Consider the following 13,517-nt stretch of genomic DNA (forward strand, 5'->3'; position numbering starts at 1 on the left):
ACCCAACCTATAGATGATTATCTATAAGATACTATCACTTATTTAATTATTTACTATGTGAATTTTTATCTAGAATAGCGGCGCTTTTAACCAAGAGGAGAACAAAGTGCCTGATATTGTTGTAATGTTTTTTGTTTTAGGACTCACAGCCGGATTACTTCGCTCTGACCTAAAAATTCCGCAAGCAACCTATGAAACCCTTAGCCTATTGTTGATGCTCACCATTGGCTTAAAAGGCGGCATGGTGCTACATGGCAATTTACATTGGCAACTCTTACCCGAAATGGGCACTGTGTTACTGCTTGGCGGCTTAATACCTTTAATGCTTTACCCAGTTTTAAACAAACTGCTAAACCTCTCCGTTGCTAATAGCGCAAGTATTGCCGCCCACTATGGTTCTGTAAGTGCAGGTACATTCGCCGTTGCTTTAGCCTATGCCGAATCGAACTCACTTAATGTGGGTGCTGAAGTTACGCTTTACTTAGTAATGCTTGAGTTACCTGCCATCATCGTTGGTTTATTACTATTCCGCCGTCTTGGAAATGGGTCTGGGCAAAACCTATCACTCAAAGCGCTATGGCATGAAACACTGACTAACAAAAGCGTGATTCTGCTTGTAGGTGGTGTAATTATTGGCATGATGTACGGCACACAACAAGGCAGCCAAGTAACTAGCCTTTTAACAAACAGCTTTAAAGTTGTATTAGCGTTATTCTTGCTCGAAATGGGTTTAATGGCCGCACAAACACTGCGACCTATTCCATGGCATCATTGGCGTTTAGCATTATTTGCACTTATAACACCTAACCTATTGGGTGCTATCGGCGTCTGTGTTGGTACTGCCCTTCAACTCGAACTGGGCTCGGTAGTAATATTAGCAAGCCTAGTTGCTAGTGCCTCTTATATTGCTGCTCCAGCCGCTATTAAAGCAGCTATTCCTGATGCTGATATAGGCTTAGCCATGTTATGTTCTTTAGGTACTACATTTCCTTTCAATGTATTACTAGGAATTGGCTTGTATCATCAAATAGCATTGTATATGAGTTAAAAGATTCGCTAACTATTACTTTATGCATGAGATTTTTTAAAAAGTCGTTTAATATAAATAAAAAAGCAGTGCAAGGACATGCTATGTTCAATCAAACGCTCAGCACTGAGCAACAGCATGTAAGTGATATTTTTATGCGCTTATGTACGCTTTGTCAGGTGCAAAATAATTTAGAATTAGAGCAACACTTATCATTACAACGTGGCTTTTGTGAGCAAAGTATAGAGCTTGCAACTGTGCCTTATGAGTTAATTGATAAACTAGCTAAAGCTTCTGAGGTTAGTTTTGATTCACTACTTAATGGTAGTGACCAAACCACAGCTGCACTCGATGGGCCGGTATTACAAGCAGTCAGTAACGGTATTATCAAGAGTATAAAAAAGCTATCAATGGCGGGGTTAATTAAGGGTGAAAACCAAACACAAGAAGCCCTTAGTCAACTTGCAGATATTCAGCTAAAACAAATAGTAAAAGAGCTCAAAATACAAAGCCAGGTTAAATAACCTGGCTTTTTTACTAATTCTTACCTTTGTACATTTTCTCGTAAATGTCAGATATGTTGTTTTGCTTATCGTAGTATCGCTGCAGCTCCCCAAGCGATAACTCCTTTATTTTATCGCTATCAAGCCCTGTCGGTTCTGCTAATTTAAAATGTGCAGCGTGCGATGAATTGCCCATTAAGGTCGCAATTTCGTTCTTTAGTTGTTCAGCTTTATTGAATAGTTTAATTGCTTTGCTGATATCTGTTTCATGCTCGGCTTGTAACGTGCACCAAACCACCTCAACAGACTTAGACCTTATTTGATCTTCAAAGATATTTTTGCGCGCAATCAACCATGTACTTGCAATCAGCAAAATGGCTAAAACGGCAATGGCTATATAAATTAGTTCAAGCATTACGATCCCTCGGTAAACTAAATGTTACTATACACCCAAACTTGGTTCGTAATACATCAGGAAAAAGCATTATAAATGCTAGTATGAGACTGAAAATCATCTAATAATTAATGTTAAGTTTTTATTCCAAACGGCCAGCTTGGACTAAGTAATAGTTTTAATTTGGTTTTCAAAAGACCCGGAAACAACATCACAACAGCAAGCACAATACTAATGTAGAGCACAATAAAGCTATATATGTAATGTATATAGGCGTGTTCAGCTTGTATGTCTAACACAACAAACTTAAACCAAAGAATAAAGTGAGCTATTGAAAGAACTACTGTAAGCTTGATTACGCAAAAGAAAAGTAAGCCAAATTTATAGCTAAATTTTGTATGCAACAGATAAAGAATGTAAATACTGACTAAGTTTATCAGGCCCGAATTCAGATAATAAGTGCACCACTCATGGTTAAACGGTGAGAAGAGATCAACTGCCTGTTGGTGGTACTCTATCGTCGCCAAACAAACAGAAGTATTTACCATGAGTTACAAGCAGTTGATCGAAGGACAAAGATACCAGATAGAAGCCTACTTACGCGAGGGTTTTAGTTATCGTGAAATAGGCAAACGCCTGAAAGTCAGTCATAGCACTATCAGCCGAGAAGTCAGACGAAATAGGGTCCGGGAAAATCACTATCTACCCGAAGTCGCCCAGGCTAAGACACTCAAAAGGCGCGTTCAAGCCGCAAAGTCGTGTCTATCTAAGCAGACCATCACCTTTGTTGAGTTCGGATTAGAACAAAAGTGGAGTCCCGAGCAAATTGCAGGCGTGGGTCGAATTATTGGGCTTTCAGTGAGTCATGCGTGGATTTACGGCTATGTGCAACGGGATAAATTGAGCGGTGGCAAGTTGTTTAGGCACTTACGCCAAGGTCATCGACGATATCGCAAAGGTCGTCGTGCGAAGCGTGTCATTATCCCGAATCGGGTGGGCATTGAGCACCGTCCAGCGATTGTTGACAAGAAAAAGCGGTTTGGGGACTGGGAAGTCGATACCGTTCTCGGTAAGCAAGGGACAGGAGCCATAGTCAGCCTGGTTGAGCGCAAAAGTAAGCTGTATCTGATACGTAAAGTACCAGCAAAGTGCGCGGCTGATGTGAGCCGAGCTATGGTCGGCATGCTGTGGCGTTATCGCCGTCACGTTCATACCATAACGGCAGATAATGGGTGTGAATTCTGTGACCACGAACAGGTTGCAAAGAAACTGAAAACGGATATCTATTTCGCTAATCCATACTCATCATGGGAACGTGGATTAAATGAAAACTTTAACGGCTTGCTGCGCCAATACATACGCAAAGGCACTGACTTACGCACGGTAACAGACAAGCAAATTGCTGAGATTGAACGAGCGTTAAATGCCAGACCGAGAAAATGTCTGGGGTATAAACAGCCAGCAGTCGTATTCGAAGAATTACGCAAGGCGGCTTAATTTAGCGAGTGGTGCACTTCGGAGTTGAATTCGCGGGCAAGCTACAAGGTAAATATTTTGGGTATTTCCAATACTTTGATTTTCGGCAATGAAGATTAATACATACTCCATCAATAAAGATGTTAATGCATATTTTGAGACAACTGTCGCAATTGATAAAAAATCACTAAATAATTCTCTATTTCCAATAGCTCGGAACAAAGATGTAGCAAAAGCTAAAACATACATAGCAGCAATAATTACTTGCATTGAAATCACTTGATGATTTTCTGTAGCAACCATTAACTCTCTATATAAATTTTGAATAGATTCAAACATTTCTTACCCTTACACGAAGCTATAAGGGTAAGATGTAATTAAGAAAAAAACCAGCCAAATTGGCCTTTGATTTTTAATTTTCTTTCTTTTTCTCTCTTACAATTACAATTCCACCTGTACCATTTAGTTGTTGTTCTTCTTTTTTCTTTTCGCGAATAATAACAATCCCACCAGTACCTTGAAGTTTTGTCGTATCAAAGCTAGGAGCTGGTGCTGCGTCGAATGCTAAAGTAGATAGTAATAAAGCTGATAAAGTCATTTTTTTGTTCCTTCATTGTTAAAGATAGTTTTCGTTAGCAAATACCGAGCCACTAAAATACAAATTTGGGTAAAAACTAACGACTAGACCCTATATAAGCATAAAACTAAACCGTTAGGCCATTTTTTATACTATCCACGTATGCAAAACGTACGCTGAACAGCATCAAACCGTTTAGCTCTATAAACTAGCTAGGCTCTATGCCATAATTCTGTTAATTCAAAAAATAAGTCAAAGCGGCCCAACGCTTAGCAAGGTTTAATGCATGGCATATCCAGAACAACAGCAACCAACAATTTATTGGCACGACTACGAAACATTTGGCGCAAGCCCTCAAAAGGACCGCCCGAGTCAATTTGCAGGTATTCGTACCGATCTCGATTTGAATATTATTGGTGAGCCGTTAATTGAGTATTGCAAGCCAGCTGCCGATTACTTGCCCCATCCTGAGGCGTGTTTAATAACGGGTATTACCCCACAAGTTGCGATGCAAAAAGGTTTAGTCGAAGCTGAGTTTATGGCAAAGATCCATGCTGAATTTAGCCAACCTAACACCTGTGTTGCGGGCTATAACAGTATCCGCTTTGATGATGAAGTCACACGTTACAGCTTATATCGTAACTTTTATGACCCATACGAGCGTGAATACAAAAACAATAATAGCCGCTGGGATATTATTGATTTAGTGCGTGCCTGTTATGCACTACGCCCAGAAGGCATTGAGTGGCCGCTCAAAGAAGACGGTACGCCTAGCTTTAAACTCGAGCACTTAACCGTTGCCAATGGCATTGAACACGCTGCTGCTCACGATGCATTAAGTGATGTAACGGCAACCATAGCGTTGGCAAAATTAATAAAAGAAAAACAACCTAAGTTGTATCAGTTCTTCTTTAGCTTACGCTCTAAAAAAGCACTGGCTGATTTAGTTGATGTATTTAACATGACACCACTGGTGCACACTTCATCACGAATTCCTGCAAGCCAAGGCTGCACCAGCTGGATTGCACCAATGAGCTTTCACCCAGTCAATAAAAACGCCATTATTTGCTTTAATTTAACTGAAGATCCGCAAGTGCTATTAGATTTATCTGTTGAAGAGCTACGCACGCGTCTTTACACAAAACACAGCGACCTTGGCGAAGACGAAGCACCGGTAGGCTTAAAACTCGTGCATTTAAACAAGTGCCCTATTCTTGCACCAGCAAAAACCTTGTTGCCGGAGAACGCAGCCCGTTTAGGTATTGACCGCGAAAAGTGCTTACAAAACCTCGCTACTTTAAAAGCCAACACAGAACTTCGCGACAAAGTGACCGAAGTGTTTAACGAACAACGTGATTACGGCGAAACCACCAACCCTGACTATCAACTTTATGATGGTTTTACCAGCCACGCTGATAAAGCTAAATTTGCTATGATACGTGATGCAAGCCCTGAACAATTAGCCACTATGCAGCTAGATTTTGATGATAAAAAGTTTACAACCTTGTTATTTAGATACCGCGCGCGAAACTGGCCACACACGCTTAGCCAAGATGAACTGGCAAAATGGCGCCAGTATTGCCAAAACAAGCTAATGCACGGTGAAGATAGCCCGTCGATCAGTGGCCAAGATTTCATGATCACCCTGGAAAATCTCGCTCATGAAAATGATGATAACGAGAAAAACCTGCATATTTTAAAAGCCTTGTACAATTACGCACAAAGCATGTAATAAAAAACGCGACAATAATTGTCGCGTTTTTTATGGATATTACTTTTTATGTAATGCTTCGATACGCGCTAATAAGCTAGAGGTGTCGAAGCGGCCGCCGCCTAACGCTTGTACATCGGCGTAATATTGATCAACTGTTGCCGTCATCGGCAAAGTTGCGCCGTTTGCCTTTGCCTCATCCAAAGCGATGCCTAAATCTTTGCGCATCCAATCAACAGCGAAACCAAACTCGTATTCGCCAGCCCACATTGTTTTATAGCGGTTTTCCATTTGCCATGAGCCTGCAGCGCCTTTAGAGATGGTTTCAATTACTTTTTCACCATCAAGGCCAGCTTGTTTTGCAAAGTGTAAACCCTCAGCCAAGCCTTGTACCACACCAGCAATACAAATTTGATTTACCATTTTACACAGTTGACCAGAGCCTACTTCACCTAATAATTGGCTAAAACGGCTAAAAGCAGCCATGACAGGTTGAACAACATTAAAATCAGCTTCGTCGCCACCAACCATCACGGTTAATACACCATTTTCTGCACCCGCTTGGCCGCCAGAAACCGGCGCATCTAAAAATGCGATGCCTTGTAATTTTGCCTGAGCGCCAACTTCACGCGCCACTTCAGCTGATGTTGTAGTGTGGTCAACTAAATAGCTGCCCTCATGCATGCTTGCCAGCACACCATTTTCACCATAAACAACTGAACGTAAATCATCATCATTGCCTACACACATGAAAACGATATCAGCCCCTTTTGCTGCTTCACTTGGTGTTTCAGCGTATTCACCTTGATACACTGATACCCATTTTTGCGCTTTAGCCGTTGTGCGGTTGTAAACTGTCACGCTATAACCTGCGTTGGCAAGGTGACCCGCCATTGGGTAACCCATTACACCTAATCCGATGAAGGCGACTTTCATTGACATAAAACTGACCTATTTGAGTGATAAATTAGTAACAATTTCATTATCTCAACCGAATAACTAAAAAGCGAATGAAAAAAAGTTCATTTAAACCGTTTAAAAACACACAGGTAAAACATGGATAGTATATATCGTTTCAATGCCCAGCTTGCATCTGGTGAAAACTTTAGCCTTGAATCGCTACAAGGAAAAACAGCGCTTATCGTCAATATTGCCAGCAAATGTAATTTTTCAGTGCAAATGGCAAGCCTTGAAAAGCTGTATCAAGAATATAAACAACAAGGTTTTACCGTACTCGGTTTTGCCTGCAATCAATTTGGCCACAATGAGCCACTTGATGGCAATGAGCTTAAAGCCTTTTATCAGCAGCACTTTGACGTCAGCTTTCCTATTTTTAACAAGGTGTTAGTGAACGGCCCAGACGCCCATCCCTTATTTAATTATTTAAAGTGTCATACCCGTGGAATTGCACAAAACCGCGCAATTAAATGGAATTTCACCAAATTTCTTATAAACTCAGAGGGTCAACTCGTTGCGCGATATGCCCCGCGCACCAAACCCGAAACCCTCAAAATGGTGATAGAGAGTAATTTAAATGATGAAACTGGCCTTATTCAGTGCGCAAAAGTATGAGCAACCGTTTTTTGAAAGGAATCTAACTGAATACGCTGAGTCTGTTTCGCTCAGTTATTTTGAGCAATCCTTAAACAGCAATACCACGCCCCTCTGCCAAGGTTTCGATGCAGTGTGCGTGTTTGTAAACGATACGGTCGACAAACACGTCATTGCAGATATGGCGGCTGTTGGCATTAAAGCAATCTTATTACGCTGTGCAGGCTTCAATAATGTAGACCTTGATGCTGCCAAAGAGCATAACATCAAGGTTTGCCGCGTCCCTGCATATAGCCCAGAAGCAGTAGCAGAGCATTGTATTGCCCTTATGCTAACGCTCAACCGAAAAACCCATAAAGCCTTTAACCGCGTACGTGAAGGTAACTTTGATTTAAACGGTTTACTTGGTTTTAATCTGTTTAAAAAAACTATTGGGATTATAGGCTGCGGCAAAATCGGTTTAGCGCTGGTAAATATATTAAATGGCTTTGGAGCTAAGGTACTCGTTTGCGACCCAATGGCTGGTGAAGGCCCTTATACCCTGTGCGATTTAGACACTTTACTCACACAAAGTGATGTCATCTCATTGCACTGCCCGCTCAACGAGCATACTCATCATTTAATTGATGCTAGCGCATTTGAGAAAATGAAAGATGGTGTCATGCTGATTAACACCTCTCGTGGTGCACTTCTTGATAGCCAAGCATGTATTCAGGCGCTTAAGTCTAAAAAGCTCGGACACCTAGGGCTTGATGTGTATGAGCAAGAGTCAGAGTTATTCTTTAAAGATCATCGTGAAGAAATCATGCAAGACGATATTTTTTCACGCCTTATTAGCTTTCCAAATGTGTTAGTGACAGGCCACCAAGGCTTCTTCACCCAAGAAGCACTTAGCGAAATAGCCTGCACCACATTACAAAGTGCTAATGAAATAAGCCAAGACTTACCACTAACTAACGAAGTTATTTAAAGCAAACGCACCTTAAATTAAAAAAAGGCGTGAGGTTTAAACCCCACGCCTTTTACTTTTTTCTTTCACCTTGAAACTAGAAACTTGTAACTCGCAACTCAAATCTCTATTTCAACAACGCCACATTGACAAATACCGCCGTCATTAATAACGGGCATACAAAGCGAATGTACTGGGCAAACCAATAATGAGGACCGCTCGATACTTGATGCAATTTATTACCACGCTGCCATAACCAGCCAACAGTAATGAAATAGAACAGTCCCATTAAAGGTAATTGGTACTGTGTAAGCACCATAATGACTAAACCAAATAACCAGTCAAAGTTTAAGATAATCAGTGATGAGGCAATAAAAACGATTAACGTTACAAATAAGGTTGCTTTTTTACGCTCTACACTGTGGTTCTCAACTAAAAATGCTACTGGAATTTCGGTCGATGAGATGGTTGATGTCACTGAGGCAATCGACATTAAAACAAAGAATAATAAGCCAACGAGTAAACCCACTTGGCCCATAGTGCTAAACAGTTCAGGTAAAATCGCAAAAATTAACTGCCCTTCACCAACCAATTTACCGCCGCTAAATACCTCTACACCGTTATGTTGGGCAACAAAAATAGCCGGAATAATCAATAAACCCGCTAAAAAGGCTACACCGGTATCAAGCAGTGCCACAGTGCCGGTTAATTTAGGCAGGTTGGCATCTGGCTTTAAATAAGAGCCGTAAACCATCATACAACCTACACCTAACGACAGCGAAAAGAACGCTTGTCCCATTGCCGCAATAATTAAGTTTGCATCAAGAATTTGACTAAAATCTGGCACTAAATAGGCTGCAAAGCCATCCATAGCACCATCTAAGGTGGCGATATAAGCAATTAACGCCACTAATAACACTAGCAATAATGGCATTAAGCGGCGTGACCAAGTTTCGATACCTGATTTAACGCCTTTTAAAATAATACTCGCTGTAAGAATAAGCATCAGTGGCGTAAACACAAAATTACGTGCCATAGAGTCACTGTGTAAAAAGTTACTTAACTCAGTAAAACCAAAGAAGCTTGCGACTGGCTCGAGCGCATAAGCGAGCATCCACCCGGCAACTATCGAATAAAAGCTCAGCATTACAACCGCACCAAACAGGCCAATATAACCAGCTGCTGCCCCCACTTTAGGCGCTGTGTCTTGCCATGCGTTAGATAATGCTTTTACTGGATTCGCTTGCGCTTGGTGGCCTAAATACAGCTCAGTATAAAGAGCCGGAAGCGCCAATAAGAAGATAACAATGAAGTAAACAAGTAAAAATGCACCGCCGCCATGGTTTGCCGCTTGTGTTGGAAAGCCCCAAATATTACCTAAACCTACCGCCGCACCAGAAGCTGCTAAAACGAAACCTAATCGACTTTGAAAGCCGTCACGAACTTGTGCCATACATCTACAAATCTGTTATTATTTTTCATCATTAAACCATAATTACAGTCAACTGCGTAAACTATTTGCGTTTGTTCATGCCTATAAATGTGCATCTGCTGTAAAAATAAACAAAACTAAATACGAGCCTTCGTGTAAGCGTTAAACCATGAGCTGTGACTACTTTTCGAATACTCTTATCATCGAGCAGCAAAGCCAAATAACGGTCAAAAAAATTATGCTGATGGATGCAACACATATTGATGTTGAAAGATTACCCCTTGATAAATTACTCAGTGAGTTTGAATTAAGCGTGCTTGAAAAACGCAAAGTTCCTAGCGCTAAGCAAGAGTACTTAGCGACTCGCCTAACGTTAAAGTATTTGTATCAACATGCTTACCCTAGTGATGATTTAGCTCTCAATGAAATATCAAGCCAGTTTAATGACAAAGACAGTAAGCTCAAATTACATACAAAACGCAGAGAACCTGTGTGGGCCTGTTTATCACATTCAAATCGTTTAATTGGCGCAGCCCTTAACCCCGAACAGCAGCGATTTGGTTTTGATATTGAACAAAGCAGTAAGCCTCGCCCTTTTATCAAACTCGCAAAGCATTTTTATCATCAAGATGAAGTTGACTTAATTAGCCGTTTTGACGCTCCCGATGAACAGGCACAGTGCTTTTTTAGAATTTGGACATTAAAAGAAGCGCTTGCCAAAGCAAGTGCTCAGCCAATTGCGAAACTACTTGCTCCTAATGTATTTGAAGAATTGAGCAAACATAATTTCAGCGCGAGTAGTAATTCTATTGAAGGGTTTGATATAAGTGTTGTGGCACAAAAAAGCACTGACTGGCAGTGCTCTTTTATTAATTTTAACGACTTACGCCGCGACTTGGCTTTCTAATAGTCGGCTGTGAATAGCCTGCACGACTTCATCTGACTCACTTTGCTCAACTAAGAAGCACAGGTTATGTTTACTTGCACCGTGGCAAATTAAACGAATATTAAAATCGCTTAATACCTGCATTAAGTTCATTTCTTGCTGACGTAATTGAATTTCAGAACCAATTAAAGCCACCAGCGTTAAGTTATTCTCAACCGACACATGACAAAACTCAGAAAGCTTATCTAAACAAGCTTGATCAAGCTCAGGGCGTGATGCATTTGGTGCGTTATCCAAAGTAATTGCAACACTGATCTCTGAGGTAGTAACCAAATCAACCGAAATATTAAACTCACTTAAAATGGTGAATACACGGGCTAAGAAACCACTCGCTAGGAGCATTTCTGGGCTTTTAACCGTTAACAGAATTTGATTTTTACGCTGTGTTACGGCTCGAATACCTGGTTGCTGAGATTTTTCTTTTTCAATCCATGTGCCACCTAACTGTGGTTCACGGCTTGAACCAACAAACACACTAATATGGCTACGGCTTGCAGGTAAAATGGTTGCCGGGTGCAGTACTTTTGCACCAAACGTTGCCATTTCTGCCGCTTCATCAAAGCTTAAGCGTGCAATTGGGCTTGCTTTAGCGCATAAACGCGGATCAGTACTGAAAATACCCACAACATCGGTCCAAATATGCACGCTTTTTGCGTTAATTGCTTCAGCGAGTAATGCAGCACTGTAATCTGAACCACCACGCCCTAAAGTGGTCGTTTGATTGTGCTCATTGCTTCCAATAAAACCTTGAGTTACCACAACATGGTCATCAAGTAATGGCACTAAATGCTCTTTAGCAGCCGCAGCGGTTGCTGCAACATTTGGGGTAGCTTTAGCAAATTGGCTATCTGTTTTTAGCACTTTACGTACATCAAAACGAACCGCATCAAGACCTTGCCCACGTAATACTTGAGTAAATAAATACGATGACAAACGCTCGCCAAAGCTCAGTAGTTCATCTTGATCTGCTACTGACTTAGCCCCGTCTGATGCTAGCTTTTGAAAAGCCTTAAGCGTTTCATTAAAGCCATGTGCTAAATCAGCATCCAGTGACAGCTCTGCCAAGATTGCTTCTTGAATGGCGACAACGCCAGTAATATGCTCATCACGTTCAGCCGCACTCAAATCAGCTTTACACAATGCAACTAAATGATTGGTCACGCCTGCACTGGCACTCACAGCAACAATACGTACTTGATTATCAGCACAAATAATTTCTGCACAGCGGCTCATAGCATCAAAGTTAGCTACACTGGTGCCACCAAATTTTGCAACAACGTAATCTGATTTTGTGTTGGCGGCTAATTGGGTATTCATGTCGTCTCCTTTTGTGGAAAACTATCCACAGTAATTCAAGAAGAACTCGGCAAGGGGGTGCTTTGAAAATAAAGAGTAGTCCATGCCAGAAGCTCTCCACCTAGTTTGGTGACAGTTTTGAGGATTCAGCCCCATAAACCGAAAAATAACCGTGACGTCCGGTTAATTTTCTCGGCGAGTACTTCCCTCATTAATGGTCATCGGCGTTCGTCACCTCACATTAATTACCTAAGTATCGCACCTCTTCTGAATGTTAAGTTAACACCTGGTTAAAATAACAAAGCCTGCTGTTAAAAGCAGGCTTCGAAAGTTAACGTTTAGACGTCTAGCTGTCAAGTTGTTTTATGAAATTAAACTGCCCGCTAAGTGCGAACCGTAATAACCAACGGTATAAGCAATTAATAAATAAACCGACATTTTAAGATAGCTCATAAAGGTCAGTGCCTTAACCTTACTCATGGCAATAATACCTGCCGCAGAGCCGATAATAAGCATTGAGCCACCTACCCCAGTTGCGTAAGTAAACGACAGCCATTGCTGAGGACTCATCACAATATCAGCTTTTAAAAGTGCTGCAGTTAGAGGTACGTTATCTACCGCCGCTGATAATAGCCCCATCAAGTAGTTGGCATATTCCGGTGCCATCAACTCATATAAGTGAGTAAATTTAGCAAGCATACCAACTTCTTTTAATGCGCCAACCAGCAATAACACACCAACGAAGAACAATAAGGTGTCGTATTCAATTTCACGAATATAATCGATGATTTTTTTGTTAACGTCTTTTTTGCGCATTAAGAATTGCGCAACCAAAAACATCAGAGATAAACCAAATAAAAAAGTTAATAACGGCGGCACACTATAAAGCACACTCAAAGTTAACGTAGCAATAATCGTCGAGAAGAAGATAACCGCAATGGTAATATCTGTCTTTTCGATACGACGGGCTGCTTGTTTTTCAAACACAACATTACCCGACATACCCACCGACAACATCGCCGCGAGCAGTGCAACACTTGTCAGTGCAGGGGCAATTAATAATAGTAGATTAGCAATCGTGACTTTTTCGTCTAAGAAAATCATCAGGGTTGTAACATCACCCGTGATCAACGACACCCCACCCGAATTAACACTAAATACAATTAAGGTCGCATATTTTATTAATTTTTTAGGATCTAACTTAAGTGACATCACCACCGCAAGCGAGATTAAAGTTGCAGTTATGTTGTCTGATATTGATGAAAATAGAAACGCAAACCCACCAATCAGAAACATCAGCTTTCGTTCACTGATTTGATTTGGCATAATTTTATGAACAATATTCTGGATAAAACCTTTAGAGTTTAAATACGCTACAAAGGTCATCGCAGCCATTAAGAACAGCCACAAAGTCGCGATTTCTAATATGTTGTGATCCAGTTGATGTTGTATTGTTTCTGGGCTTTGCCCATGAATTGGAGAGATAAATAAGATAATCCAGCATAAAGTGCCAAAAAAAAGCGTCGTTTTGGCCTTGTTTACATGGATAATATCCTCTATAACGATAAGCAAAAATGCCACCGCTATCAGGGTTAGGATAAGTGGGGTTACCATGGTGTTTGAACAACCTTTATAATAATGTAAAAATTGTAAGT

Annotated in this window: 14 protein-coding genes and 1 riboswitch; of the genes, 7 read left to right on the forward strand and 7 right to left on the reverse strand. The window is 40.9% G+C overall.

Annotated features, from left to right (window positions below; genetic code table 11):
* Positions 1 to 106: 106 nt before the first annotated feature.
* Both J8Z28_RS10335 and J8Z28_RS10340 read left to right on the forward strand, forming a co-directional pair.
* The gene (locus tag J8Z28_RS10335; protein WP_250659375.1) at positions 107 to 1,048 is read left to right on the forward strand and encodes a sodium-dependent bicarbonate transport family permease; all 942 of its coding nucleotides are present in this window, start codon (positions 107 to 109) and stop codon (positions 1,046 to 1,048) included.
* Positions 1,049 to 1,131: 83 nt separating this feature from the next.
* Positions 1,132 to 1,551 (forward strand): hypothetical protein, encoded by a 420-nt coding sequence (locus J8Z28_RS10340; RefSeq protein ID WP_250659376.1) that lies wholly within the window; start codon positions 1,132 to 1,134, stop codon positions 1,549 to 1,551.
* A 13-nt stretch (positions 1,552 to 1,564) separates the two neighbouring features.
* Here J8Z28_RS10340 and J8Z28_RS10345 read toward each other — a convergent pair whose 3' ends face one another.
* Entirely contained in the window at positions 1,565 to 1,945 is a 381-nt protein-coding gene (locus J8Z28_RS10345; protein ID WP_250659377.1) for a hypothetical protein, read from the reverse strand.
* A 525-nt stretch (positions 1,946 to 2,470) separates the two neighbouring features.
* Here J8Z28_RS10345 and J8Z28_RS10350 point away from each other — a divergent pair.
* Complete coding sequence (locus tag J8Z28_RS10350) at positions 2,471 to 3,421, forward strand: IS30 family transposase (protein WP_250659387.1); 951 nt, start codon at positions 2,471 to 2,473, stop codon at positions 3,419 to 3,421.
* Here the strand turns inward: J8Z28_RS10350 and J8Z28_RS10355 are convergent.
* Together J8Z28_RS10355 and J8Z28_RS10360 are read right to left on the reverse strand one after the other, a co-directional pair.
* Complete coding sequence (locus J8Z28_RS10355) at positions 3,404 to 3,739, reverse strand: hypothetical protein (RefSeq protein ID WP_250659378.1); 336 nt, start codon at positions 3,737 to 3,739, stop codon at positions 3,404 to 3,406. The genes J8Z28_RS10350 and J8Z28_RS10355 overlap by 18 nt on opposite strands.
* Before the next feature lie 73 nt (positions 3,740 to 3,812).
* Complete coding sequence (locus J8Z28_RS10360; protein WP_199529728.1) at positions 3,813 to 3,998, reverse strand: hypothetical protein; 186 nt, start codon at positions 3,996 to 3,998, stop codon at positions 3,813 to 3,815.
* A gap of 265 nt (positions 3,999 to 4,263) precedes the next feature.
* Between J8Z28_RS10360 and sbcB the strand changes: the two genes are divergently transcribed.
* The gene (gene sbcB, locus J8Z28_RS10365) at positions 4,264 to 5,709 is read left to right on the forward strand and encodes an exodeoxyribonuclease I (protein ID WP_250659379.1); all 1,446 of its coding nucleotides are present in this window, start codon (positions 4,264 to 4,266) and stop codon (positions 5,707 to 5,709) included.
* A gap of 39 nt (positions 5,710 to 5,748) precedes the next feature.
* Here the strand turns inward: sbcB and J8Z28_RS10370 are convergent, their stop codons facing one another.
* The gene (locus J8Z28_RS10370; RefSeq protein WP_250659380.1) at positions 5,749 to 6,630 is read right to left on the reverse strand and encodes an NAD(P)-dependent oxidoreductase; all 882 of its coding nucleotides are present in this window, start codon (positions 6,628 to 6,630) and stop codon (positions 5,749 to 5,751) included.
* Positions 6,631 to 6,744: 114 nt separating this feature from the next.
* Here J8Z28_RS10370 and J8Z28_RS10375 point away from each other — a divergent pair, with 114 nt between their 5' ends.
* The gene (locus J8Z28_RS10375; protein ID WP_054551485.1) at positions 6,745 to 7,260 is read left to right on the forward strand and encodes a glutathione peroxidase; all 516 of its coding nucleotides are present in this window, start codon (positions 6,745 to 6,747) and stop codon (positions 7,258 to 7,260) included.
* Positions 7,226 to 8,209 carry a 2-hydroxyacid dehydrogenase gene (locus J8Z28_RS10380; RefSeq protein WP_055020869.1) on the forward strand — a complete coding sequence of 328 codons (984 nt, stop codon included), beginning with the start codon at positions 7,226 to 7,228 and terminating at the stop codon, positions 8,207 to 8,209. The genes J8Z28_RS10375 and J8Z28_RS10380 overlap by 35 nt, the downstream gene beginning before the upstream one ends.
* Before the next feature lie 106 nt (positions 8,210 to 8,315).
* Here the strand turns inward: J8Z28_RS10380 and J8Z28_RS10385 are convergent, their stop codons facing one another.
* Complete coding sequence (locus J8Z28_RS10385) at positions 8,316 to 9,641, reverse strand: sodium-dependent transporter (protein WP_055020819.1); 1,326 nt, start codon at positions 9,639 to 9,641, stop codon at positions 8,316 to 8,318.
* A gap of 148 nt (positions 9,642 to 9,789) precedes the next feature.
* Here J8Z28_RS10385 and J8Z28_RS10390 point away from each other — a divergent pair, with 148 nt between their 5' ends.
* Positions 9,790 to 10,527: a 4'-phosphopantetheinyl transferase family protein gene (locus J8Z28_RS10390; RefSeq protein ID WP_250659381.1), complete on the forward strand. Its 738-nt coding sequence runs from the start codon at positions 9,790 to 9,792 to the stop codon at positions 10,525 to 10,527.
* Here J8Z28_RS10390 and lysC read toward each other — a convergent pair.
* Both lysC and nhaD read right to left on the reverse strand, forming a co-directional pair.
* The gene (gene lysC / locus J8Z28_RS10395; RefSeq protein WP_055020817.1) at positions 10,504 to 11,883 is read right to left on the reverse strand and encodes a lysine-sensitive aspartokinase 3; all 1,380 of its coding nucleotides are present in this window, start codon (positions 11,881 to 11,883) and stop codon (positions 10,504 to 10,506) included. The genes J8Z28_RS10390 and lysC overlap by 24 nt on opposite strands.
* An 81-nt stretch (positions 11,884 to 11,964) precedes the next feature.
* Positions 11,965 to 12,137: riboswitch (Lysine riboswitch) on the reverse strand.
* Positions 12,138 to 12,225: 88 nt separating this feature from the next.
* The gene (nhaD, locus tag J8Z28_RS10400; RefSeq protein WP_054551492.1) at positions 12,226 to 13,476 is read right to left on the reverse strand and encodes a sodium:proton antiporter NhaD; all 1,251 of its coding nucleotides are present in this window, start codon (positions 13,474 to 13,476) and stop codon (positions 12,226 to 12,228) included.
* Positions 13,477 to 13,517: the final 41 nt, after the last annotated feature.

This window comes from Pseudoalteromonas sp. SCSIO 43088 (genome assembly GCF_023650795.1).
Classification (GTDB): domain Bacteria; phylum Pseudomonadota; class Gammaproteobacteria; order Enterobacterales; family Alteromonadaceae; genus Pseudoalteromonas; species Pseudoalteromonas shioyasakiensis.